The sequence below is a fragment of the Kineococcus sp. G2 genome (genome assembly GCF_037154035.1).
Classification (GTDB): Bacteria; Actinomycetota; Actinomycetes; order Actinomycetales; family Kineococcaceae; genus Kineococcus.
Genome location: NZ_JBBBEM010000008.1, coordinates 121595 through 145492 on the forward strand (window position 1 = coordinate 121595; position 23898 = coordinate 145492).

20 protein-coding genes are annotated in these 23898 nt (G+C 76.0%); 9 read left to right on the forward strand and 11 right to left on the reverse strand.

Annotation, left to right across the window (positions count from 1 at the left end; all coding sequences use genetic code 11):
* Positions 1-22: 22 nt before the first annotated feature.
* On the forward strand, positions 23-946 hold the full coding sequence (locus V9U69_RS01835; RefSeq protein ID WP_337059579.1) for an LLM class F420-dependent oxidoreductase: 924 nt from the start codon (positions 23-25) through the stop codon (positions 944-946).
* 28 nt (positions 947-974) lie between these two features.
* Here V9U69_RS01835 and lipB read toward each other — a convergent pair whose 3' ends face one another.
* The 3 genes from lipB to V9U69_RS01850 form a co-directional block, all read right to left on the reverse strand.
* Positions 975-1619 carry a lipoyl(octanoyl) transferase LipB gene (lipB, locus tag V9U69_RS01840; RefSeq protein ID WP_442907545.1) on the reverse strand — a complete coding sequence of 215 codons (645 nt, stop codon included), beginning with the start codon at positions 1617-1619 and terminating at the stop codon, positions 975-977.
* A 95-nt stretch (positions 1620-1714) separates the two neighbouring features.
* Positions 1715-2452, reverse strand: coding sequence for a peptidase E (locus V9U69_RS01845; RefSeq protein ID WP_337059582.1), 738 nt, complete (start codon positions 2450-2452; stop codon positions 1715-1717).
* Complete coding sequence (locus V9U69_RS01850; protein ID WP_337059583.1) at positions 2442-3815, reverse strand: NAD(P)/FAD-dependent oxidoreductase; 1374 nt, start codon at positions 3813-3815, stop codon at positions 2442-2444. Before V9U69_RS01850 ends, V9U69_RS01845 begins: the two co-directional genes overlap by 11 nt.
* 68 nt (positions 3816-3883) lie before the next feature.
* Between V9U69_RS01850 and V9U69_RS01855 the strand changes: the two genes are divergently transcribed.
* Positions 3884-5857 (forward strand): serine/threonine-protein kinase, encoded by a 1974-nt coding sequence (locus tag V9U69_RS01855; protein WP_337059584.1) that lies wholly within the window; start codon positions 3884-3886, stop codon positions 5855-5857.
* A 35-nt stretch (positions 5858-5892) separates the two neighbouring features.
* On the opposite strand, the gene V9U69_RS01860 is transcribed toward V9U69_RS01855, so the two are convergent.
* The 6 genes from V9U69_RS01860 to V9U69_RS01885 all read right to left on the reverse strand — a co-directional run bounded on the left by V9U69_RS01860 (position 5893) and on the right by V9U69_RS01885 (position 14003).
* A complete protein-coding gene (locus tag V9U69_RS01860; protein ID WP_337059585.1) occupies positions 5893-6795 on the reverse strand; it encodes a TIGR01777 family oxidoreductase in 903 nt (300 codons plus the stop codon).
* A 121-nt stretch (positions 6796-6916) separates the two neighbouring features.
* A complete protein-coding gene (sucB, locus tag V9U69_RS01865; RefSeq protein WP_337059586.1) occupies positions 6917-8383 on the reverse strand; it encodes a 2-oxoglutarate dehydrogenase, E2 component, dihydrolipoamide succinyltransferase in 1467 nt (488 codons plus the stop codon).
* 102 nt (positions 8384-8485) lie between these two features.
* The gene (gene lpdA, locus V9U69_RS01870) at positions 8486-9865 is read right to left on the reverse strand and encodes a dihydrolipoyl dehydrogenase (protein WP_337059587.1); all 1380 of its coding nucleotides are present in this window, start codon (positions 9863-9865) and stop codon (positions 8486-8488) included.
* Positions 9866-10035: 170 nt separating this feature from the next.
* Positions 10036-11028, reverse strand: coding sequence for a hypothetical protein (locus V9U69_RS01875; RefSeq protein WP_337059588.1), 993 nt, complete (start codon positions 11026-11028; stop codon positions 10036-10038).
* 158 nt (positions 11029-11186) lie between these two features.
* Complete coding sequence (locus V9U69_RS01880; RefSeq protein ID WP_337059589.1) at positions 11187-12689, reverse strand: leucyl aminopeptidase; 1503 nt, start codon at positions 12687-12689, stop codon at positions 11187-11189.
* 9 nt (positions 12690-12698) lie between these two features.
* Positions 12699-14003: a nicotinate-nucleotide--dimethylbenzimidazole phosphoribosyltransferase gene (locus tag V9U69_RS01885; RefSeq protein WP_337059591.1), complete on the reverse strand. Its 1305-nt coding sequence runs from the start codon at positions 14001-14003 to the stop codon at positions 12699-12701.
* 137 nt (positions 14004-14140) lie between these two features.
* Between V9U69_RS01885 and V9U69_RS01890 the strand changes: the two genes are divergently transcribed.
* The 7 genes from V9U69_RS01890 to V9U69_RS01920 all read left to right on the forward strand — a co-directional run bounded on the left by V9U69_RS01890 (position 14141) and on the right by V9U69_RS01920 (position 22155).
* Positions 14141-15460 (forward strand): GAF domain-containing protein, encoded by a 1320-nt coding sequence (locus V9U69_RS01890; protein WP_337059592.1) that lies wholly within the window; start codon positions 14141-14143, stop codon positions 15458-15460.
* A gap of 56 nt (positions 15461-15516) precedes the next feature.
* Complete coding sequence (adh, locus tag V9U69_RS01895; protein ID WP_337059593.1) at positions 15517-17040, forward strand: aldehyde dehydrogenase; 1524 nt, start codon at positions 15517-15519, stop codon at positions 17038-17040.
* 29 nt (positions 17041-17069) lie between these two features.
* A complete protein-coding gene (locus V9U69_RS01900; RefSeq protein ID WP_337059594.1) occupies positions 17070-17498 on the forward strand; it encodes a DUF779 domain-containing protein in 429 nt (142 codons plus the stop codon).
* Positions 17499-17671: 173 nt separating this feature from the next.
* Positions 17672-18997, forward strand: a complete 1326-nt coding sequence (locus tag V9U69_RS01905; protein WP_337059595.1) for an MFS transporter — start codon at positions 17672-17674, stop codon at positions 18995-18997.
* A 138-nt stretch (positions 18998-19135) separates the two neighbouring features.
* Complete coding sequence (locus V9U69_RS01910; protein WP_337059596.1) at positions 19136-20233, forward strand: quinone-dependent dihydroorotate dehydrogenase; 1098 nt, start codon at positions 19136-19138, stop codon at positions 20231-20233.
* 100 nt (positions 20234-20333) lie between these two features.
* Positions 20334-21890, forward strand: a complete 1557-nt coding sequence (locus tag V9U69_RS01915) for an MFS transporter (protein WP_337059597.1) — start codon at positions 20334-20336, stop codon at positions 21888-21890.
* A 40-nt stretch (positions 21891-21930) separates the two neighbouring features.
* Entirely contained in the window at positions 21931-22155 is a 225-nt protein-coding gene (locus tag V9U69_RS01920) for a hypothetical protein (RefSeq protein WP_337059598.1), read from the forward strand.
* A 54-nt stretch (positions 22156-22209) separates the two neighbouring features.
* Here V9U69_RS01920 and V9U69_RS01925 read toward each other — a convergent pair whose 3' ends face one another.
* Both V9U69_RS01925 and V9U69_RS01930 read right to left on the reverse strand, forming a co-directional pair.
* Positions 22210-23220 (reverse strand): aldo/keto reductase family protein, encoded by a 1011-nt coding sequence (locus V9U69_RS01925; protein ID WP_337059599.1) that lies wholly within the window; start codon positions 23218-23220, stop codon positions 22210-22212.
* An 80-nt stretch (positions 23221-23300) separates the two neighbouring features.
* Positions 23301-23894 (reverse strand): DUF3043 domain-containing protein, encoded by a 594-nt coding sequence (locus tag V9U69_RS01930; RefSeq protein ID WP_337059600.1) that lies wholly within the window; start codon positions 23892-23894, stop codon positions 23301-23303.
* Positions 23895-23898 lie beyond the last annotated feature (4 nt).

Sequence of the window (23898 nt, forward strand, 5' to 3'; positions counted from 1 at the left end):
CCCGCCGGGCAGGATCGGCGTCGTGGACCTGCGCATCTTCACCGAACCCCAGCAAGGCGCCAGCTACGAGACGCTGCGCCGCGTCGCCGTCGCCTCCGAGGAGGCCGGCTACGACGCCTTCTTCCGCTCCGACCACTACCTGACGATGGGCGGCGACGGGCTGCCCGGCCCCACCGACGCCTGGACCACCCTGGCCGCGCTCGCCCGCGACACCTCCCGCGTGCGCCTGGGCACCCTGGTCACCTCCGCGACCTTCCGGCACCCCGGTGTCCTGGCGATCCAGGTCGCCCAGGTCGACGAGATGTCCGGCGGGCGGGTGGAGTTCGGCCTCGGCACCGGCTGGTACGAGCAGGAGCACGCCGCCTACGGCATCCCGTTCCCGCCGCTGAAGGAGCGCTTCGACCGCTTCGCCGAGCAGCTGGAGATCATCACCGGCCTGTGGAGCACCCCGGTGGGCGAGACGTTCGACTTCACCGGCGAGCACTACCGCATCGAGGGCTCGCCCGCGCTGCCCAAGCCCGCCCAGGCGAAGATCCCCCTCATCGTCGGCGGCGGCGGCAAGCGGCGCACCCCCGCCCTCGCCGCCCAGCACGCCGACGAGTTCAACCTGCCCTTCGCCGAGCTGGACGACACCCGCGCCGCCGTGCAGCGCGTGCGCGAGGCCTGCGAGGCGCGCGGGCGCGACGCCGGGGAGATCACCTTCTCCGCCGCGCTGGTGCTGTGCTGCGGCCGCGACGAGGCCGAGGTCGTGCGCCGGGCCGAGGCCATCGGCCGCGAACCCGCCGAGCTGCGCGAGCACGGCCTGGCCGGCACGCCCGCCGAGGTCGTGGAGACCATCGGCCGCTACGCCGAGGTGGGCATCACGCGCTTCTACCTGCAGGTCATGGACCTGTCCGACCTGGAGCACCTGGACCTGGTCGCCCAGGAGGTCCGCCCGCAGCTGTGAGGCGCACCCGGCGGCGGGGCCGGGCGGCTCAGCCCGCCAGCCCCGCCGCCGGCAGCAGCTCCTCCACCGCGGCGGCCGCCTGCAGCACGTCCACGCGCCGGCCCGACGCCGACGACAGGCTCGCCACACCGGCGTCCGGCAGCCCGCACGGCACGATCGCGCCGAACCCGCGCAGGTCGGTGTCGCAGTTCAAGGCGAACCCGTGCATCGTCACCCCGCGCGCCACCCGCACCCCGATCGCGGCGAGCTTCGCCTCGCAGCGCCCGCCGGGCACCGCGGGGGAGTCCGTGGCCACCCACACGCCGGTGCGCTCCGGCACCCGGAACGCCTCCACCCCGAAGCGGGCCGCGACGTCGAGCAGCAGCTGCTCCACGCGGCGCACGTACCCGACGACGTCCATCGGCGAGCGCAACCGCACCAGCGGGTACCCCACCAGCTGACCCGGCCCGTGCCAGGTGATGCGGCCCCCCCGGTCCACGTCCACCACGGGGGTGCCGTCCACGGGGCGCTCCCAGGAGTTCGTCCGCCTGCCCGCGGTGTACACCGGGTCGTGCTCCAGCAGCAGGACCGTGTCGCCGCGCTCGCCGGCGGCCACCTCGGCGTGCAGCGCGCGCTGCAGCTCCCACGCCTCGCGGTAGTCCACCAGGCCCTCACCCAGGCGCACCCGCTGCACCGCCGGGACGCCCGCACCGCCCGCCGAGCCCTCCGCCGTGCCCCCCGTCGCCGCCGTCGTCGCCACCCGCGCAGCGTACGTCCGCGCCGGCGCGCTCAGGAGGGCAGCCGGCGCGGCTCCAGCCGCGTCTCGACGACCTCGCCGCCGGCCTGGCGGCGCACCACGTACGCCCCCTTGCCGTCGACCTCGGCGACCGCCTCCACCAGCTCGGTGCCCGCGTACACCAGGCCCACCCCGTCGTCGGTGCAGTGGGTCTCGCCCAGCGTGCCGTCGCCCACCAGGGCGTGCACCAGCGGCCGGCGGCGGGCCTCGGAGTCGTAGTGGACGCCGTTGCCGTACGGCAGCAGGCCCAGGCCGTTCGTCACCGCGCGCAGCTCGGGCCCGAAGGAGTCCGTCGTGCCGCCGTCGAACCAGCAGATCGACCCGGCGCTCACCCCGCCCAGCACCACGCCCGCCTCCCACGCGGCGCGGAACGCCGCGTCCAGGCCGTGCACCCGCCACACCGCCAGCAGGTTCGCCACCGAGCCGCCGCCGACCCACACCACGTCCTGGCCGAGCAGGTGCAGCGCGACGTCGTCCACCGACGGCATGGGGAACAGGTCCAGCACGGTGGTGTCGAACCCGGCGCGGGCGCCGGCCGCGTGCACCTCGGCCGCCCAGGAGCGCTGATCGCCCCCGGCGGTGCCCAGGTACGTCAGGCGGGGCCGGCGCGAGGCCGGCACCTGCGCCAGCCGCACCGCCTCCAGCGCCGTGCCCGCCCAGTCCAGCCCGCCGCGCTCGCCCCGTCGCCAGCCCCCGGAGGTGGCGACGATCGTGGGCCGCTCAGCCGGCACGGCGGCGCCCCATCCCCAGGCGGTTCAGGACCGCGTCGGCCGCGCGGCGCCCCGCCACCAGCGCCCCCTGCTGGGAGGGGTTCTCGCGGTGGTCGCCCGTGACGAAGACGCCGTCGCCCACCTCCACCGGCAGCGGCCCGTCGAACGGCGGCTCCAGCACCGGCAGCGCGCCAGGGACGTCGTGCACGGCGATCAGCTCCCAGCCGGAGGTGTCCGCCCCGTAGACGCGGCCCAGCTGGGCGCGCACCCGCGCCTCCGTGGCCGCGGAGGTGTCCCGGCCCAGCAGCAGCGCGCTGACCAGACCGCGCCGGTCACCGGCGGGCACGTAGCCCGGCGCCACCGCGGAGACCACGGCCGTGTTGACGACCGGGCCGCCGCGCTCGCCGTCCAGGTGCAGCAGCTTCGCGCGCGAGGCGGGGGCGGGGGAGGAGGGCGTGACGTACCAGAACGCCGACAGGTCGTGCGAGCGCGCGGCGGGCAGCTGCGGCACGAGGTGCCCCGCCGCGCCCGCGTCGGTGGCCACGACGATCGCCTGTGCGTTGACGCCGCCCGCGGTGGTCTCGGCGACCAGCGAGCGGGGGGCCAGGCCGAGGTGGCGCACCTCGGTGCCCAGCACTACCGAGCCGGCCGGCAGCTGCGCGGCGAGCTGCTCCGGCAGGGCCTGCACCCCGCGGGCCGGCAGGCCGGGCGTGCCGCGCAGGAAGCTGCGCACCACCAGGTCCACGAAGCGGCGCGAGGTGGTGCCGTCGACCTCGCCGAGCACACCGGCCAGGAACGGCTCGAGCACCGACCAGCGCAGCTCGCCGTGCACCCCGGCCTCGTCCAGCGCCTGCCACCACCCGGAGTCCGGGCCCTTGAGGTCGCCCGGGCCGGTGAGCTTGAGCACCCAGCGCGCCACGGCGGCCTTGTCCTTCACACCGCCGAAGGGGAAGCGCAGCGCCTCCACGGCGCCCGCCGGGTGGCGGCGGGGGTCGTGCACCGAGGAGACCCGCCCGCCGCGGTGCACCGCGACACCGGCCTCGAACGGCTGCAGGTCCAGGGCCGCCACGTCGACGACCTTGTGCAGCTCCGGGTAGGCGGGGTTGATCAGCTGGAAGCCGCGGTCGACGCGGAAGCCGTCGACGACGTCGGTGCGCACGCGGCCGCCGACCCCGTCGGAGGCCTCCACCACCGCCACCTCCAGCCCCGCCGCGCTCAGGTGCCGCGCGCACGCCAGGCCCGCCAGCCCGGCGCCCACGACGACGACGTCCGCGGTGGGCGGCAGCTGCGGGGAGGGCACGGAGGGGGCCGGCGCGGCCTTCCCCGACGGGATCGCCGGGAGCAGGGGGTCCGACCGGTCGGGGGAGGTGGCGCTGGGGATCACCCCCCGAGCGTATCGAGGCTGTGGATGACGAGCGCGGCCATCCCGCCGCGTGCGGTTCCCTGTCCCGCGTGCCCCTCGACGACACCCCGCCCGGCCGCGTGCCCGGGCCCTCGCCGGCCGATCCGTCGCCCGCTCCCGCGGCGGACCTGCCCGGCCACCCCGTGCGCACCGGCGCGGGTGATCCGGTCGCGGGCGTGCGGGCCGTGCGCAGCGGCCGGCACGCCGCCGAGGACCCCGCGGGGGTACCGGGTGCCGGGCTCGCCGGGGCGGTCCGCGCGGCGCGGCGCGCCGCCCTCGCCGAGCTGGGGGAGGACCCCCGGGACCTGCCCCCGCGCGTCGACGGCTACGAGGTCGGGGACCTGCTGGGGGCGGGCGGCTCCGCGGTGGTGTGGTCCGGAACCGGGCCGGACGGGGTGCCGTGCGCCCTGAAGGTCCTGCACCCGGTGCGGGGCGCCACCGCCGCGGCCGACCCGCTGCACGAGCTGAGCCTGCTGCGCCGGGTGCGGCACCCCCGGGTGGTCGCGGTGCGCGACATCTCCCGCGACGGCGACGGCAACGCCGTGCTGGTGCTCGACCTCGCCCCCGGCGGAAGCCTGGCCCAGGTGGTGCGGCGACGGCACCGCCTGGGCGCGGCGGAGGTCGTCGGGCTGCTGTCCGTGCTCGGCCCGGCGCTGGAGGAGCTGCACTCCGCCGGCGTGGTCCACGGCGACGTGGCGCCCGGCAACGTGCTGCTCGACGCCCGCGGGGAGCCGCTGCTGGCCGACCTGGGGCTGGCGCGGGCGCTGGGCCGCCCGCACGGCAGCGTGCTCGGCACGCCCGGCTTCGCCGACCCCGCCGTGGTGGCCGGGGGCGACCTCGGCGCCGCGGCGGACGTCTACGGCCTGGCGGCCGTGGCGTGGTGGGCGCTGACCGGCCGGGTCCCGCCGTCCGGCGCGGCCGGGGCCGGCCGGCGGGCGGTCCGGCGCGCCGGGGCGGAGCTGCCGGCCGGCACCTCCGCCGAGCTCCTCGCGGTGCTGCGCGAGGGCCTGCACCGCAAGCCCTCGCGCCGGCCCACGCCGGGGGAGCTGGCGCAGGCGGCAGCCGGGTGCGCTCAGCCGCGACCGCTGCGGGCGGTGGCGCGCGAGTGGGCGCCCGCCGGCCCGCTGCGCCGACCGGGCCCGGTCGGTGGTCCGGTCGGTGCTCCGGTGGGCGGGGCGACCGGCGAGCCGAGCGGCCGGGTGGCCGACGGGGGGCGTGCCGGTGTGGCGGCACCCGTCGTGCCCGTCACCCGGCCGGTGGGTCGCGCGACGCCCCCGCTGCCCCTGGCCGGCGCTGCGGACCCCGCGGACCCGGGCTCCGGCGCAGCGGCGGTCGCGGGGCGCCGCGCGCCACGGGCGGCGGCGGGCACCCGGCCGCTGCCGCGGCGCCTCCTGGCCGGTGGGGTGGCGGCGCTCGTCGTCGCCGGTGCGCTGACGGCGGCGGTGCTCCTGCGTCCCGGCGCCCCCGCGGCCGACGCGGCCGACGCGGCCGGCACCGCCCCCGCGGCGACGCCGGGGGGTCCCGAGGCCCCCGTGGCGGTCGGCGGTGGGGTCGGAGGGGACGCGGCGGCACCCGGGTCCGCCTCCTCGCCGCCCTCCTCGTCGCCGGAGGTGCCCGCCCCCGCGGAAGGGGTGGGGGACCGCGTGCTGCGCGACGGCGACGCCGGCGCCGTGGTGCGCGAGCTGGCCGCGCGGCGGGCGGACGCGCTGCGCGCCGCGGACGCCGCCGCGCTGCTCGCGGTGGACGCGCCGGGTTCGCCGGCCCTCGCCTCGGACACCGCCCTGCTGGAGCAGGTGGTGGCCGAGGGGAGCCGGTGGTCGGGGCTCGGGTTCGACGTCACCGCCGTCGAGGTGGAGTCCGCGGGCCCGGAGCAGCTGGTGGTCGTGGCGGACGTGGTCACGCAGGCCCACGAGGTCCTCGGCCCCGGCGGGTCGGTGACGAGCGTGGCCCCGTCCGCGCCGCGCACGTCCCGGCTGACGCTCGTGCGGGTCGAGGGGCACTGGCGGGTGCAGGCCGTCGGCTGACCCCGCACCGCACCGGCCCCGCCCCGGTGCCGCGCTCAGCCGCCGGGGCGCGCGCCGGTCAGCCAGCCGGCGATGGAGACCGCGTCCGGGTGCTGGAAGCGGAACCCGGCGTCCAGCAGGGCGCGCGGCACCACGCGCTGGCTCGCGAGGACCTGCTCGGAGAACTCTCCCAGCGCCAGGCGCAGGGCCGGGCGGGGCACGGTCAGCAGGGCGGGGCGGTGCAGCGCACGGCCGAGCGCGCGGGTCACCTCGGCGTTGCGCGCCGGCGCCGGGCACGCCAGGTTCACCGGTCCCGACACCGGCTGCTCCAGCAGGAACGTCAGGGCGGCGACCTCGTCGGGGGTGGAGATCAGGCTCCACCAGTGCCGGCCGTCGCCGAGCGGGCCCCCCAGGCCGAGCCGGAAGAGCGTCAGCAGGCGCCCGAAGGCACCGCCGCCCGGGTCGGCCAGCAGGCCGGTGCGCGCCAGCGCCACCCGCACCCCGGCCTCGGCGGCCGGTGCGGTCGCCTCCTCCCAGCGGGCGACGACCTCGGCCAGGAAGTCCGTGCCCCACGGTGCGTCCTCGGTGAGCACGGCCTCCCCGGCGTCGCCGTAGGCTCCGATCGCCGAGGCGTTGACCAGCACGCGCGGGGCCGTCTCCAGCGACAGCAGCGCCCGCACCAGCGTGCGCGTGGAGTCCACCCGCGAGGACAGCACGAGCTGCTTGTGGGCGTCGGTCCACCGGTGGTCGCCGACGCCGGCGCCGGAGAGGTTCACCGCCCCGTCGACCGGCCCCAGCCGCGCGGGGTCCAGCCGACCGGCGGCCGGGTCCCAGGGGACCTCGCCCGGCCCGCGCGGCTCCCGGCGCACGAGCGTGACGACCTCGTGGCCCTGCTCGCGCAGGTGCCGCACCAGGTGCCTGCCGATGAGGCCGCTGGCCCCGCTCACCACGACGCGCACCGCTCGTCCCCTCCTCGACGTCCGCTCCCGCTGGGACCCTCCCACGACGCGCACGGCCCCGCTCCCGGGAGGGGGCGGGGCCGTGCGCGCCGGGTCCCGGCGGCCGTGGCCGCCGGGCGGGTCACAGACCCAGTTCGCCCTCGAAGGCGCCGCCCTCGATGCGCTTCTTGATCGTCTGCAGGAAGCGCGCGGCGTCCGCGCCGTCCACGATCTGGTGGTCGTAGGACAGGGCCAGGTACATCATCGAGCGGATCGCGATCGTCTCCTGGCCCTCGTCGTCGGTGAGGACGACGGGGCGCTTGACGATCGCGCCGGTGCCGAGGATGCCCACCTGCGGGGCGTTGAGGATCGGGGTGTCGAACAGGGCCCCGATGCTGCCCGTGTTGGTGATGGTGAAGGTGCCGCCGGCGAGGTCGTCCGGGGTGATCTTGCTCGCCCGGGTGCGGGCGGCCAGGTCGGAGATCTTCCGGGCGATGCCGCCGAGGTTGAGGTCGCCGGCGTCCTTGATGACGGGCGTGATGAGGCCCTTGGGGGTGTCCACGGCCATCGAGATGTTCTCGCTGGCGTGGTAGACGACGTTCTCGCCGTCGATGCTGGCGTTCAGGGACGGGTGCTGCTTGAGCGCCTCGACCGTCGCCTTCACGAAGAACGGCAGGAACGTCAGCTTGGCGCCCTCGGTGGCCGCGAAGGAGTCCTTCGCGCGCGCCCGCAGCCGGGCGATGCGCGTGACGTCGACCTCGATGACGGTGGTCAGCTGCGCGGAGTTCTGCAGCGACTCCTTCATGCGCTGAGCGATGACCTTGCGCAGGCGGGACATCTTCTCGGTGGTGCCGCGCTTGGCGGAGACCTCGAAGGCCGGCGCCTGCTTCTGCTCGGGCGCCACGGCGGCGGCGGGCTGCGCCGGGGCCTGCTGGGCCTTCTCGGCCGCGGCCCTGGCCTCGTCGGCGGCCTGCTGCACGTCCTGCTTGCGGATGCGCCCACCCACCCCGGTGCCGGTGACCGTGGACAGGTCCACGTCGAGCTCCTTGGCGAGCTTGCGCACCAGCGGCGTCACGTAGGTGTTGCCGCCGGTCGGCTGAGGAGCCTCCTGGCGCGGGGCCGGGGCCTGCTGCTGCGGAGCCTGCTGCTGCGGCGTGGAGCGCGGCTCGGGGGCACCCTCGCCCGTGCTCCTGGCCGGCTGGGTGGAGGCCTCGGCCTGCTGCCGGGCCGTCTCGCGCTCGGTGACCTCGTCGGCCAGCGACTCGCCCCGCGGGTCCGGCTGCGTCTGCAGCGGCTCCTTCACGGGAGCGGGCTGCTCCTGGGCGGGCTGCTGGGCGGGCGCGTCCTGCTGCGGGGCGGAGCCCTGCTCGGAGGCGTCGCCGACGCGGGCGAGGTCGGTGCCGACCTCGACGGTCTCGTCCTCGCCGACGAGGATCTCCAGCAGGGTCCCGGCCACGGGGGAGGGGATCTCGGTGTCGACCTTGTCGGTGGACACCTCCAGCAGGGGCTCGTCCACCTCGACGGTGTCACCGACCGACTTCAGCCAGCGGGTGACGGTGCCCTCGGTGACGCTCTCCCCGAGCGCCGGCATCTGCACCGGGTTCGACATCTGTTCGGTTCTCCTCACGGACGGGCGTGTTCCGGCGCCCGGAGGACGCCGACGGGTTCGGGCGGGATCGGGGGGCCGCGCCGATGCGGCCCGCCGGGACACTCAGGAGTGCGAGTGCAGCGGCTTGCCGGCCAGCGCCAGGTGCGCCTCGCCGAGGGCCTCGTTCTGCGTCGGGTGGGCGTGCACGAGGTTCGCCACGTCCTCCGGGAACGCCTCCCAGTTGACGATGAGCTGCGCCTCGCCGACCTGCTCGCCCATGCGGGAACCGACCATGTGCACGCCGACGACCGGGCCGTCCTTCTGGCGCACCAGCTTCACGAAGCCGGAGGTGCCGATGATCTGGCTGCGGCCGTTGCCGCCGAGGTTGTACTCCACGACGTCCACGTCGCCGTACTTCTCGCGGGCCTTCGCCTCGGTCAGGCCCACGGAGGCGACCTCGGGCTCGGAGTACGTCACCTTGGGGATGCCGGTCTCGTCGATCACGGCGGGGTTCAGCCCGGCGATGTCCTCGGCGACGAAGATGCCCTGCTGGAACCCGCGGTGCGCCAGCTGCAGGCCGGGGACGATGTCGCCGACGGCGCGCACGCCCTCGACGTTGGTGCGCAGCCGCTCGTCGGTGAGGACGAAGCCGCGGTCCATCGTCACGCCCTGCTCGTCGTACCCGAGGCCGGCGGTGTTCGGGCCGCGGCCGACGGCCACGAGCAGCAGGTCCGCCTCGAACGTCTTGCCGTCCTCGAGGGTGACGACGACGCCGGAGTCGTTCTGCTCCACGCCCTTGAAGCGGACGCCGAGGGAGAACTTGATGCCGCGCTTGCGGAACGCGCGCTCCAGCGCCTTGCTGGCCGCCTCGTCCTCCAGCGGGACCAGGTGGGGCAGCGCCTCGACGATGGTGACGTCGGCGCCGAAGGACTTCCAGACGCTGGCGAACTCCACGCCGATGACGCCGCCGCCGAGGACGACCACGGACTTCGGCACCGAGTCCAGCTGCAGCGCCTGCTCGCTGGTGATGACCTTGCCGCCGATCTCGAGGCCCGGCAGGGAGCGCGAGTACGAGCCGGAGGCCAGGACGACGTTCTTGCCGGTGTAGCGCTTGCCGTCGACCTCGACGGCGTTCTTGGCGACCAGCCGGCCGGTGCCCTGCACGAGCTCGACCTTGCGGGACTTCACCAGGCCCTGCAGGCCCTTGTACAGGCGCCCGATGACGCCGTCCTTGTACTTGTTGACCCCCGCCATGTCGATGGAGTCGAAGGTGGCGCGCACGCCGAACGCCTCGGACTCGCGCGCGGAGTCGGCGACCTCGGCGGCGTGGATGAGGGCCTTGGTGGGGATGCAGCCGCGGTGGAGGCAGGTCCCGCCGAGCAGGTCCTTCTCCACCAGGGCCACGGACAGCCCGAGCTCGGCCGAGCGCAGGGCGCAGGCGTAGCCCCCGCTGCCTCCCCCGAGGATGACGACGTCGTACTCCTGGTCGGCGGCACCTGCCACGAAAAGCTCCTAGGTCGGCTGTGCTGGGACTGCTCGGCGCGATTCTGTCACTCCCGCCCCGCGGGGGGTCCAGCGGGCACGTGTGACGGGGAGCACGCCCCCCACGCGAGACGGCGGCGGCACCCGGGGGGTGCCGCCGCCGTCTGGCCCGCCTCGCGGGTGCGGGTGGCTCAGCGCTCGCGCTCGAGGTTCACGGACTCCTTGCGCAGGCTGATCGACTCCTTGCGCAGGTTCACGGACTCCTTGCGCAGGCTGATCGACTCCTTGCGCAGGTTCACGGACTCCTTGCGCAGGCTGATCGACTCCTTGCGCAGGTTCACGGACTCCTTGCGCAGGCTGATCGACTCCTTGCGCAGGTTCACGGACTCCTTGCGCAGGCTGATCGACTCCTTGCGCAGGTTCACGGACTCCTTGCGCAGGCTGATCGACTCCTTGCGCAGGTTCACGGACTCCTTGCGCAGGCTGATCGACTCCTTGCGCAGGTTCACGGACTCCTTGCGCAGGCTGATCGACTCCTTGCGCAGGTTCACGGACTCCTTGCGCAGGCTGATCGACTCCTTGCGCAGGTTCACGGACTCCTTGCGCAGGCTGATCGACTCCTTGCGCAGGTTCACGGACTCCTTGCGCAGGCTGATCGACTCCTTGCGCAGGTTCACGGACTCCTTGCGCAGGCTGATCGACTCCTTGCGCAGGTTCACGGACTCCTTGCGCAGGCTGATCGACTCCTTGCGCAGGTTCACGGACTCCTTGCGCAGGCTGATCGACTCCTTGCGCAGGTTCACGGACTCCTTGCGCAGGCTGATCGACTCCTTGCGCAGGTTCACGGACTCCTTGCGCAGGCTGATCGACTCCTTGCGCAGGTTCACGGACTCCTTGCGCAGGCTGATCGACTCCTTGCGCAGGTTCACGGACTCCTTGCGCAGGCTGATCGACTCCTTGCGCAGGTTCACGGACTCCTTGCGGAACGAGACCTCCTTGCGCTCCACGGACTCCTTGCGCGCCGAGACCGTCGCCGCGGAGGTCGCCGCGGACGCCGCCCCCGCGGTGAGCAGCCCACCGCCGGCCAGCACGGCCGAGGCGGTCACCGCGATCGTGGCGCGACGCGCCAGCACGAGCAGCCGGGCGCGCGCGGCGGAGTTCGAGGTGGAGTGCGTCGTGGGCATGGGTCCTCCGGTGATCGACCCCGTCGGTGCGGGGTGCGCGGGTGGGTTGGGTCAGGTGGACGACCGGCGTCCCCGTATGACCGTCACTGTGAGCATAGCGCCAGTCGCTCTTAGTGCACCCCTCCGCGCGGATCCCGGTGCTGAACCCGCGCGGGGCGTCAGGAGGCCAGGTCCTCCGCGAGTGCGAGCAGGGTGCGCACCGCCACTCCCGTGCCCCCGCGGTGGGTGTAGCCGTACGGCTCGGAGGTCAGGAACGACGGGCCCGCGATGTCCAGGTGCGCCCACGGCACGGGCGTGCCGTCCGCGCGCTCGCCGACGAACTCGCGCAGGAACAGCCCCGCCACGAGCATCCCGCCGGCCCGGTCGCCGATGTTGGCCAGGTCGGCCACCTGCGAGTCCAGGCTCGCGCGCAGCTCCTGCGGCAGCGGCATGGGCCAGAACTGCTCGCCGGCGCGCGCCGCGGCGGCGAGCACCTCGTCGCGGAAGGCGTCGTCGTTGGCCATGACGGCCGAGACGCGGTTGCCCAGCGCCACGACCTGCGCACCCGTGAGGGTCGCCACGTCCACGACGCGGTCCGGCTGCTCCGCGGTCGCCGCCACGAGCGCGTCGGCCATCACCAGGCGGCCCTCGGCGTCGGTGTTGAGCACCTCGACCGTGGTGCCGCCGTGCATCGTCAGCACGTCCGAGGGCCGGATCGCCGTTCCGGAGGGCATGTTCTCGGCGACGGCCAGCCACCCGGTCACCCGCACCGGCAGGTCGAGGTCGGCGACCGCCCTGACGGCGGCGAGGACCGCCGCCGCCCCGGACATGTCGCTCTTCATCGTCTCCATGCCGGCCGGCGGCTTCAGCGACAGGCCGCCGGAGTCGAAGGTGATGCCCTTGCCCACCAGCGCCAGGTGGGCCTTCGCGCCCTTCGGCGCGTGCTCGACGACGACCAGCCGCGGCGGGCGGGCGGAACCCTGCCCGACGCCGAGGATGCCGCCGTAGCCGCCCTCGGCCAGCTCCACCTCCGTCAGCACGCGCACGCTCAGGCCCGTGCCGTCGGCGAGGTCGCGGGCGGCGTCGGCGAGGTCGGCCGGGGCCAGGTCGCCGGGGGCGGTGTTCACCAGGTCGCGGGCGGCGGCGACGGCCTCGCCCACCACGCGGGCGCGCTCCAGCGCGGCGCGCAGGGCCTTGTCGCGCGGCTTGGCCACCAGCAGCGTCACCTGCGCCACGGGCTCGCGCTCGGCGGCCCGGTAGCGGGTGAAGGCGTAGGCGCCCAGAGCCGCGCCCTCGGCGAGGGCGCCGGCGGTCGCGGCGTCGGGCGCGGGCAGCGCCAGCGCCACCCGGCGGCGCCCGGCCAGGGCGCGCACGGCGGTGCCGGCGGCCCGGCGCAGCGCCTCGTGGTCGTCCCCCTGCTCGCCGAGCCCGACGACCGCCACGAGGGGCGCGGCCACGCCCGCCACGCGCGGCACCAGGTGCACGGAGCCGGCCGCGCCGTCGGCGCCCAGGTCGGTCAGGGACTCCACCAGGGCCGAGCGCGCCGACCGGGGCAGGTCGTCGGCGCCCACCAGCACCGGGGCGGCGCCCGGCGCAGCCCCCGGGGCCCGGCGGGCCCCCAGCACGAGGGCGTCGGCGACGACGCTCTTGACGGACTTGCTGCTCAGCTCCAGGCGGACCACCCGCCCACCCTACCGAGCGGTGTCCGGGCTCCCCGGCCGGCTCGCGTCGCCCCCGGCTCCCGCGGGCTCCCCCGCCTCCGGCAGCGGCCCCGCCTCCGGCAGCGGCCCCGCCTCCGGCAGCGGCCCCGCCTCCGGCAGCGGCCCCGCCTCCGGCAGCGGCCCCGGCAGGGGACCGGGTTCGACCCCGGACGTCGCCCCGGACTCCGGCTCGGGCTCGGGCTCCGGCTCCGGGGTGAGCGCCGCGTCCGCGGCGGCGAGCACCTGCGCGGCCCGCAGCACCCCCAGCGCCGCGAGCGCCCCCGTGCCGGCCCCCCGGCCGGCCCCCAGGTCCAGCACCGGCGTCAGCTTCAGCCGCTCCAGCGCCAGGTGCTGCGCGGGCTCGGCGGTGCGCGCGCCCACCGCCCACCACTTCTCCGCCCCCGGAACCGCGCGGCTGGCCACCAGCGCCGCCGCCGCGCCCACGACGCCGTCGAGCAGCACGGGGGTGCGCCGGGCCGCCGCGCGCAGCAGGAGCCCGACGGCGGCGGCGGTGTCGGGGCTGCCGACCGTCTGCAGCAGGACCGCGGGCCGGGTCGCCACCGGCCGTGCGCGGCGCACGGCGTCGCGCACGGCCGCCGTCTTGCGCATCCAGGCGTCGTCGCCGATGCCGCTGCCGCGGCCCACGACGTCCACGGCCCCCTTGCGCAGGGAGGCGGCGACGAGGGTCGCGGCCACCGTCGTCGCGCCCGTGCCCACGTCCCCGAGCAGCAGCAGGTCCACGCCCTCGTCGGCGGCCTCGTCGGCGATCGCGGCCCCGGCGCGCACGGCCGCCTCCGTCTCCTCGGCCGTCATCGCGTCCGTCACCGCCGCGTCACCGCTGCCGGCGCGCACCGCGCGCGCCGAGACCGCCGGTGGCAGGGGCTGCGCGCCCGGTCCGCCGGCGGCCACGCCGACGGCGTGCACCGCCAGCTCCACACCGTCCGCCGCGGCCAGCACCGCCGCGGGGTGGGTGCCGTCCACCAGGGCGCGCACCGCGTCGGCGGTGGCGTCGGCGGGCAGCACGGACACCCCCCGCGCGGCGACGCCGTGGTCGCCGGCGAGCACCACCAGCCGCACCCGCTCCAGCGGCCCGGCCACGTCGGCGTCGCGGGTGCCGGCCAGCCAGGTGGCGAGCTCGCGCAGCCGCGACGGCGCCCGCAGCGCGGAGGCCGCGCCGGCGGGGGTGGCGGGCGGGCGCGGGGAGCGCAGGCCCTCGGCGACCTCGCGCAGGTTCAGCGGCCGCGGGCCGTCGGTCATCGTCAGCTCCTCGGGGACGGTGGTGCGGGCAGCCCGCATGGTCGCACTCCCGCGCTCGGTGTCGCCGCGCCGCGCTCGTCGGCGCACCGCGCCCCGCTTGTCGGCGCACCGCGCGCCCGCCTACCGTCGGCGCGAGCGGCCGAGGGCGATCGCTCAGGACGGCGGGTGGTGCACGGGTGGGTACCGGGGAGCGGGCGCGCGGCGGTCTCCGCGCCGCCCGCGAGGACTGGCTGGCCTCCTGCGCGAACGGTCGCGCGGGTGCTCCGCTGCCGGGCGCGCGCGAGGTGGTCTCGGCCTCGTGGTGGCGCAGCCGCGGCACGGGGCTGGACCCGGACCGGGTGCTGGCCCCGGTGGCCCTGGACGGGACCGGCCTGCGCGAGCGGCGCGCGGCGCACCCGCTGGCGCCGGTGCTGCCGACGGCGCGCCGGCTCCTGCTGGACGAGCCGCTGGGCGTGCCCGTCCTCCTGGCCGTCAGCGACGTGGACGGCACGCTGCTGTGGGTCGAGGGCGACGCGGCGCTGCGCCGTGCCGCGGAGTCGATGAGCTTCCTGCCGGGCGCCCGCTGGAGCGAGGAGGCGGCGGGCACCAACGCCCCCGGCACCGCCCTGGCCCTGGGCCGGCCCGTGCGGGTGCGCTCGGGGGAGCACTACGCCACCGCCGCGACGCGCTGGAGCTGCTCGGCCGCGCCGGTGCGCGACCCCCGCACCGGCCGGGTGCTGGGCGCCCTCGACCTGACCGGCGGCGACGACCTGGGGCGCGAGCGGGCGCTGGCGCTGGTGCGCGCGGCGGTGAGCGCGGTCGAGGGCGAGCTGCGGGTGGCGGCGCTGCGCCGCGGGCTGGCCGGCGTCCCGGCGGCACCGGCCGCCGCCGGGTTGCGCCTGCTCGGCGGCGAGGCCGTGCTGCGCGCCGGCGGGCGCGAGCACCGCCTGTCGCTGCGGCACGCCGAGCTCCTCCTGCTGCTGCTGACCGGGCCCGCCGCCGGGTGGAGCGCCGGGGCGCTGGCCGGCGCCCTCGACGAGCGCGGCCTGGTGCCGGTGTCGGTGCGCGCCGAGGTGCACCGGCTGCGCGCGGTGCTCGCCGAGCGCACCGGTGGGGCGCTCGGGCTGACGCCCTCGCCGTACCGGCTCGCCGGCGAGGTGGTCTGCGACGCGGTGCGGGTGCGCGACGCCCTGCGCGAGGGGCGGGTCGGTGACGCCGTCGACGCCTGGGTCGGCGACCTGCTGCCGGCCTCCGACGCGCCGGCGGTGCGCGAGGTGCGCGAGGAGCTGCTCGTGGCGCTGCGCACCGCCGTGCTCGAGGGCGAGGACGACGACGCGCTGCTGCGCTTCTCGCGGGGCGCCGCCGGGCGGGACGACCCGCACGTCGCGCACGAGCTGCTGCGCCGCCTCGCGCCCGGGGACCCGACCCGCGGCGAGGTGCTCGCGCGCGCCGCCCGCCTCACCGGCCGGCCGCCGGTCGCGGTCCGTGCAACGGAGGTGCAACGCGCGCGCTCGTAGCGTGGGGGCACCGGACGACGAGGTGGTCGTCCGCGTCCATCTCCGCGGAGGTCCCCATGACCGTGTACGAGGCTCCCGGCCGCTCCGGCAGCGTGGTCAGCTACGCCGGCCGGTACGACCACTACATCGGTGGCGAACGCGTACCCCCCGCCTCGGGGGAGTACTTCGAGAACCCCACCCCCGTCACCGGCGAGGTGTTCACCGAGATCGCCCGCGGCACCGCCGACGACGTCGAGCGCGCCCTGGACGCCGCGCACGCCGCCGCTCCCGCGTGGGGCCGCACGTCCGTCGCCGAGCGGGCGCTGGTGCTCAACCGCATCGCCGACCGGATCGAGCAGAACCTCGAGAAGCTCGCCGTGGCCGAGACGTGGGACAACGGCAAGCCGGTGCGCGAGTGCCTGGCCGCCGACCTGCCGCTGGTGGTCGACCACCTGCGCTACTTCGCCGGCGTGGTGCGCGCCCAGGAGGGCGGCATCTCCCAGATCGACGACGACACCGTCGCGTACCACTTCCACGAGCCGCTCGGCGTGGTCGGGCAGATCATCCCGTGGAACTTCCCGCTGCTCATGGCGGTCTGGAAGCTCGCCCCGGCGCTCGCGGCCGGCAACGCCGTCGTCCTCAAGCCCGCCGAGCAGACGCCCGCCTCGATCATGCTGCTGATGGACCTCATCGGCGACCTGCTGCCGCCCGGCGTCGTCAACGTCGTCAACGGGTTCGGTGCCGAGGCCGGCAAGCCGCTGGCGAGCTCCCCGCGCATCCGCAAGATCGCCTTCACCGGCGAGACGACGACCGGCCGGCTGATCATGCAGTACGCCAGCCAGAACCTCATCCCCGTCACGCTGGAGCTGGGCGGCAAGAGCCCGAACATCTTCTTCGAGGACGTCGCCCGGGCCAGGGACGACTTCTACGACAAGGCCCTCGAGGGGTTCACCATGTTCGCGCTGAACCAGGGGGAGGTGTGCACCTGCCCCTCGCGCGCACTGATCCAGTCCAGCATCTACGACTCGTTCCTCGACGACGCGGTGGCCCGCACGAAGGCCGTCGTGCAGGGCGACCCGCTGGACACCGCGACGATGATCGGGGCGCAGGCGAGCAACGACCAGCTCGAGAAGATCCTGTCCTACATCGACATCGGCAAGCAGGAGGGCGCCAAGCTCGTCACCGGCGGCGAGCGCGCCGACCTCGGCGGGGAGCTGTCCGGCGGGTACTACGTGACGCCGACGATCTTCGAGGGCGAGAACTCGATGCGCATCTTCCAGGAGGAGATCTTCGGCCCGGTCGTGTCGGTGGCGAGGTTCGACGACCCGGACGACGCCCTGAAGATGGCCAACGACACCCTCTACGGCCTGGGCGCCGGGGTGTGGTCGCGCGACGTCCACCTGGCCTACCGGATGGGTCGCGGCATCCAGGCCGGGCGGGTGTGGACGAACAACTACCACGCCTACCCCGCGCACGCGGCCTTCGGCGGGTACAAGAGCTCTGGCATCGGCCGGGAGAACCACCGCATGATGCTCGACCACTACCAGCAGACGAAGAACCTTCTGGTGAGCTACTCCACCTCCAAGCTCGGCTTCTTCTGACGGGCGGTGCCGACGTGACGGGTGCCCCGGTGCCGGAGAGGGTGACCCTGACCCCGCGGGCGGCGCAGCAGTTGCGCCGCCTGCGGGCGCGCCACGGGGAGCTGATGTTCCACCAGTCGGGAGGGTGCTGCGACGGCAGTTCCCCGATGTGCTTCGCAGCGGGGGACTTCCTCACCTCCGACGCCGACGAGCACCTCGGCGACGTGGTGGTGCCCGCCGAGGGGCAGTCGGAGGCGTTCTGCGTCCCGGTGTGGATGTCGAGGGAGCAGTACGCGCGGTGGGCGCACACGCACCTGACGATCGACCTCGTGCCGGGCCGGGGCGCGGGCTTCTCGCTGGAGGCCCCCGACGGGGTGCGGTTCCTGGTGCGCTCGCGCCTGCTGGGCGGCGCGGACGCCGCCGCCTCCTGCGAGGTGCCGCCGGCTGCCCGCGAGGGGGACGACGATCGATCTCAATAGGTGAGACGGTTGTCTCGCGAAGTGGATAGCGCTCATGCGCTCGGGCACCCTTCCGGTGCCCCTCGAGCACCACCGGCGACCCCGGTGCGCTCCCGGGCGCCCCGCGCCGGGCGCAGGAGGACCCCTGACGGCGGCGCGATCCGTGCAGCCAGCCCGTCCACCGAAGGTGTCCCATGGGTCCGTCCGACCTGAACCAGACCGCCCCACCGCCCGCCGCGCCGCGGGACGCGCCCACCAACCCGGTCCGCCGGGTCGCCGCCGCCAGCCTCATCGGCACGACGATCGAGTTCTACGACTTCTACGTCTACGCCACGGCCGCCGTCCTCGTCTTCGGCCCGCTGTTCTTCCCCTCCGAGAACGAGACCGCCCAGACGCTCGCCTCGCTGGCCACCTTCGCCATCGCCTTCGTCGCCCGGCCCATCGGCTCGGTCGTCTTCGGCCACTTCGGCGACCGCATCGGCCGCAAGGCGACCCTCGTGGCGGCGCTGCTGGTCATGGGGATCTCCACCGTCCTCATCGGCGTGCTGCCCACCCACGCGAGCGTCGGCAACCTCGCTCCCGCGCTGCTGTGCCTGCTGCGCTTCGGCCAGGGCTTCGGCCTGGGCGGGGAGTGGGGCGGTGCCGCCCTGCTGGCCACCGAGAACGCGCCGCCGAACCGGCGCGCGCTCTACGGCATGTTCCCGCAGCTCGGCGCCCCGCTGGGCTTCATCATCGCCAACACCCTCTTCATCGTCCTCGCCTCCACGATGAGCGACGAGGCCTTCCTGTCCTGGGGCTGGCGCGTGCCGTTCCTGCTCTCGGCCGCCCTGGTCGTCCTGGGCCTGTGGATCCGCCTCAGCCTCGCCGAGACCCCCGTCTTCGCCAAGGCGCTCGCCGAGAACCGGCAGGTGCGCGTCCCCATCGCCGAGACGATCCGCGGCAGCTGGAAGCTGCTCGTGCTGGGCGCCTTCTCGGTGATGCTGACCTACACGCTCTTCTACCTGACCACCACGTGGTCGCTCACCTACGGCACCAAGACGCTCGCCTACGAGCGCCAGGACTTCCTGTTCATGCTCTGCATCGCCGTCCTGTTCATGGCGGCGGCCACCCCGCTGTCCGGGGTGCTCTCGGACCGCTTCGGCCGCCGGCCCGTGCTGGCCACCGCGATGCTCGGCGGTGCCGCCGTCGGCCTGCTCACCGGGCCCCTGCTCGGCTCGGGCAGCACGGCCCTGGTCATGGTGTGGCTGTGCGCCGGCCTGTTCTTCATGGGTCTGGTCTTCGGGCCCATCGGCGCCTACCTGCCGGAGCTGTTCCCCACGAACGTGCGCTACACCGGCGCCTCGCTCGCCTTCAACGCCGGCAGCATCCTGGGGGCCTCGCTCGCCCCCTACACCGCGGTGCGCCTCGCGGCCGCCCACGGCGTCAGCTGGGTCGGCTTCTACCTCGCCGGCACGGCCGTCGTCAGCCTCGTCGCGCTCGCCCTGCTGCGCGAGACCCGCACCAGCGACATCGACGACTAGCGGCACCGGCGACCGAGGCGTCCCGCCCCGGTCCACCCGGCCGGCCCGGTCCCTGCGCGGGGACCGGGCCGGTCCGCGTTACCCTGCCCCTGGTCGCGCCCGCACGGCGGTGGGGCCGGTGGACGAGGGGGAGACGTGGTGGCTGGCGGCTCGGGGGCTGCGTACCGGGCGCTGTACCGGACCGTGCTGACGCGGGTCGACCCCGAGGCGGCGCACCACTGGGCGTTCAGCGCCATGCGCACCGCCGCCCGGGTCCCCCCGGTGGTCCCCGCCCTGCGCCGGACCTTCGTGCACGACGACCCGCGCCTGCGCACCCGCGCCCTGGGCATGGACCTGGCCTCCCCGCTGGGGCTGGCCGCCGGGTTCGACAAGGACGGCACCGGTGTCGAGGCGCTCGCCCACTTCGGGTTCGCCTTCGTCGAGGTCGGCACCGTCACCGCCCTGCCCCAGCCCGGCAACCCCCGGCCCCGCCTGCACCGCCTCGTCGACGACCGCGCCATCGTCAACCGCATGGGGTTCAACAACTCCGGCGCCGAGGCCGTGGCCCGCCGCCTGCGCCGGCTGCGCGCCGCGCCCCCGGCCCACCCCGTCGGCATCGGCGTCAACATCGGCAAGAGCAAGGTCGTCGCCGAGGAGGACGCCCCGGCGGACTACGCCGCCTCCGCCCGGCTGCTGGCCCCCTACGCCGACTACCTCGTCGTCAACGTCAGCTCCCCGAACACCCCCGGGCTGCGGAACCTGCAGGCCGTGGAGAAGCTGCGGCCCGTCCTCGCCGCCGCCCGCGACGCCGCCGCCGAGACCGCGCACCGGCACGTCCCGCTCCTGGTCAAGATCGCGCCGGACCTGACCGACGAGGACGTCGACGCCGTCGCCGACCTCGCCCTCGCCGAGGGTCTCGACGGCATCGTCGCCACCAACACCACGATCGGCCGCGAGGGCCTGCGCTCCCACCCCGACGCCGTCGCCGCGGCCGGCGGCGGTGGCCTGTCGGGCGCCCCCCTGCGGGAACGCTCCCTGCAGGTGCTGCGCCTGCTCGCCGCGCGCACCGCCGACCGGCTCACCCTCGTCAGCGTCGGCGGCGTCGAGACCGCCGACGACGTGCGCGAGCGCCTCGAGGCCGGTGCCTCCCTCGTGCAGGCGTACACCGCGTTCATCTACGAGGGACCCGGCTGGGCCCGGCGCGTCCTGTCCGGCCTCGCCGCCTCCCGCTCGCGCCGCGAGACCGACCGGGTCTGAGCACCGGGCACGCTCCCCGAGTTGTGGTCGCCGCCGGCAGCGACGACGGTCGGGGGAGTCCCGCGAGCGCTCCCGGCTCGCGTCCCAGGCGAGGAGCCCCATGACCGACGTCGACCAGCGCTGCCACGGCGGGCCGGACGAGCCCGCCCGCCCCGAGGACGCCGGGCGCCCGCCCGAGGGCGCCGATCCCGCCCGGTGGCGCGCCCTCGCGGTGTGCCTGGCGGCCGGGTTCATGACGCTGCTGGACGTCTCCATCGTCAACGTCGCCCTGCCCTCCATCGAGGACTCCCTCGGCGCCGGGCCCGCGCAGGTGCAGTGGATCGTCGCCGGGTACGCGCTCGCGTTCGGCCTGGTGCTCGTGCCCGCCGGCCGGGCCGGGGACCTCCTCTCCCGGCGGGTGGTGTTCCTGGTGGGGCTCGCCGGCTTCGTCGCCACCAGCGCCGCGGCCGGCCTGGTGCAGTCCGCCACCGCGCTCGCCGTCGTGCGGCTGCTGCAGGGCGTCACGGCCGGCCTGCTCAACCCGCAGGTCCTCGCCCTCATCCAGCGGCTGTTCACCGGCGACGAGCGCGCCCGCGCCTTCGCGGCCTTCGGCACCACCGTGGGGCTGTCCACCGCCGTCGGCCCGCTGCTCGGCGGCGTCATCCTGGCGGTCTTCGGGGAGGAGGACGGCTGGCGCGGCGTGTTCCTCGTCAACGTCCCCATCGGCCTGGTGCTCCTGCCGATGGCGTGGCGGTGGCTGCCGCGCCAGGGGAGGGACGAGGGGCCCCGGCCCCGCTTCGACGTGCCCGGGCTGCTGCTGCTGGCCGCCGCCGTGCTGCTCCTCATGCTGCCGTTCGTGCTCACCACCGGTGAGGGGGACTCGCCGGCCCGCTGGTGGCTGCTGGCCCCCGGCGCGCTCCTGCTGGGTCTCTTCGCCCTCTGGGAGCGTCGTCAGGACCGGCGCGGCGAGCAACCCGTCGTCGCCGCGGACCTGGTGCGCACCGCGTCCTTCACCCGCGGCGCCCTCGTCGGCGTGTGCTACTTCGCCGGCTTCACCGGCATCTTCCTCGTCGTCACCCTCCACCTGCAGTCCGGGCTGGGCTTCACGCCCCTGCAGGCGGGGCTCGTGCAGACGCCGTTCGCGCTCGCCTCCGCCGTCTTCGCCCAGGTCGGCGGCCGGCGGGTCGCCCGCGACGGCCGGCGCGTCGTCGTGCTCGGTCTCGTGGTGGTCGCCGCGGGGCTCACCGCGGCGGACGTGGTCGCCGCCGCGGTGCAGGGCACCGCCGGCGCGATCGCCCTGGCGGCCTGCCTGGCCGTCGCCGGCGCGGGCAGCGGCCTGGTCATCTCACCCAACCAGACCCTCACCCTCGCGGACGTGCCCCGCGGCGTCGCGGGCACCGCGGGCGGGGTGCTGCAGACCGGGCAGCGCATCGGCTCCGCGATCGGGGTCGCCGCCGTCACAGCCGTGTTCTTCTCCGCCCTCGCCGGTGAGGGCCTGAGCGGAGGGGCGGGCACCCGCTCCGGCACCGTGCCGCCGCAGGTGCAGGAGGCGTTCGGCGAGGCCCTGTCCACCGGCCTGCGCGTCTCCCTCGGGCTGGTGCTGGCGGCCCTGGTGCTCGCGCTGCTGGACCTGCGCCGGCGCGAGGGGAGCGTCCGTCCCCGCGCCCACCGCGGCTGACGCCCGGCGCACCCGCGCGCGGTCGGCTAGCGTCGCCCGGGTGAGGCCGACGCAGTGGACCTGGACCTTCGAGGACGCCGACGGGCGCCCCGTCGAGGGCGGTGACGACGTGCTGGCGCCCCAGGTGTTCCCGACGCAGGCCGACGCCGAGGTGTGGATCGGGGAGAACTGGCGCGCGCTGCGCGGACGCGGCGCGGAGACGGCCCACCTGGCCGGCGACGGCCGGCGCGTCGGCGGCCCGCTCGGCCTGCACCCCGCCGACTGAGCGGGGCGCGGGCCGGGCGGACCGCCGGGGGCGGCGCCGCTCAGCGGGTGCGCGTCAGGACGGCCGCTCGGTGGGGGCGTTGCGCGCCGTCATCCCCGGGTCGCGCTCGACCACGTCGCCCAGCAGGTCGTCGATGCGCGCCATGAGCTCCGGGGGGATCACCACACCGGCCGCCGCGACGTTCTCCGTCACCTGCTCCGGCCGGGAGGCCCCGATGATCGCGGTGGCGACGTTGTCGTTCTGCAGCACCCACGCCACCGCCAGCTGCGACATCGACAGGTCCAGCTCGGCGGCCACGCCGCGCAGCTTCTGCACGCGCTCGAGCACCTCGTCGCGCATCCAGCGGCTGATCATCTGCCGGCCGCCCTTCTCGTCCGTGGCGCGGCTGCCCGCCGGCGGCTCGGCGCCGGGACGGTACTTGCCGGTCAGGACGCCCTGGGCGATGGGCGACCACACCACCTGCGAGACGCCCAGCTCCCGGCTGGCGGGCACGACCTCGCCCTCGATGACCCGCCACAGCGCCGAGTACTGCGGCTGGTTGGAGACCAGCTGGAAGCCCAGCTCGCGGGCCAGGGCGTGCCCGGCGCGGATCTGCTCGGCCGTCCACTCGCTGACGCCGATGTACAGGGCCTTGCCGGAGCGCACGACGTCCGCGAACGCCTGCATCGTCTCCTCGAGCGGCGTCGTGGTGTCGTACCGGTGCGCCTGGTAGACGTCGACGTGGTCGGTGCCCAGCCGGCGCAGCGAGCCCTCGACGGACTCCGTGATGTGCTTGCGCGAGAGCCCGGAGTCGTTGGGGCCCTTCGGGCCGGTGGGGAAGTAGACCTTCGTCATGATCTCGAGGCTCTCGCGGCGCTCGCCCTTCAGCGCCTGCCCCAGGACCGTCTCCGCCGCCGTGTTCGCGTAGACGTCGGCGGTGTCGAACGTGGTGATCCCGGCGTCGAGGGCGGCGCGCACGCAGGCGATCGCGGCGTCGTTCTCGACCTGCGATCCGTGCGTGAGCCAGTTGCCGTAGGTGATCTCCGAGATCTTGAGACCGCTGCGACCGAGGTGTCGGAACTCCATGGGCGCGACGGTAGGCCCTGCGGCGCCGCGGCGCGCCCCCGCGTGCCCACGCGATCGCCTCGCGAGCGGGTGGCGGCGGGTCAGCGCGGGTGCGCGCCCCGCTCGACCATCGGCACCGGCCGGCGCATCCGGCGGATCTGCAGGGCACGGGTGACGCCGTAGGAGACCAGGCCCCGCTCGGGGGTCTCGAAGCGCTGCGCCAGGGCCTTCTTGATGCGGCGGCCCAGCAGGACGCTGTCGACCACGACGACGGCGAGCATCCCGTAGATGAGCAGGGTCGTGGCCAGCAGCAGCTCCGCCGAGCCCAGCGGCTGGGCGACCACCGACAGCAGCAGCGAGGCGCCGGCGATGATGAGGAAGTACTCGCCCACGTTGCGGCGGGCGTCGACCAGGTCGCGCACGAAGCGGCGCTGCGGCCCGCGGTCGCGCGCCGGCAGGTGGCGCTCGTCGCCGGTGAGCAGCGCCTGCTGGACCTTCATCCGCTCCTCGCGCTGAGCGGCCCGGGCGGCCTTCGCGGCGGCCTTGCGGTCCGCCGGGACGAGGGGACGGGCGTTGCGGGCCTGCGCCTCGCTGCGTCGCGGGGTCGGGCGGCCCTTGCCGCCCTGCTTCGTCAGCTCGACGACCGGGGCGGGCGGTGCCTCGGGGGCCTGCTTCTCCTTCGAGCGTCCGAACACGCCG

Coding starts and splice junctions, on each gene's coding strand:
- sucB (WP_337059586.1), bottom strand. CDS start 8,383: ATGTCGAACCCGGTGCAGATGCCGGCGCTCGGGGAGAGCGTCACCGAG.
- V9U69_RS01875 (WP_337059588.1), bottom strand. CDS start 11,028: ATGCCCACGACGCACTCCACCTCGAACTCCGCCGCGCGCGCCCGGCTG.
- V9U69_RS01885 (WP_337059591.1), bottom strand. CDS start 14,003: ATGCGGGCTGCCCGCACCACCGTCCCCGAGGAGCTGACGATGACCGAC.
- adh (WP_337059593.1), top strand. CDS start 15,517: ATGACCGTGTACGAGGCTCCCGGCCGCTCCGGCAGCGTGGTCAGCTAC.
- V9U69_RS01905 (WP_337059595.1), top strand. CDS start 17,672: ATGGGTCCGTCCGACCTGAACCAGACCGCCCCACCGCCCGCCGCGCCG.
- V9U69_RS01915 (WP_337059597.1), top strand. CDS start 20,334: ATGACCGACGTCGACCAGCGCTGCCACGGCGGGCCGGACGAGCCCGCC.
- V9U69_RS01925 (WP_337059599.1), bottom strand. CDS start 23,220: ATGGAGTTCCGACACCTCGGTCGCAGCGGTCTCAAGATCTCGGAGATC.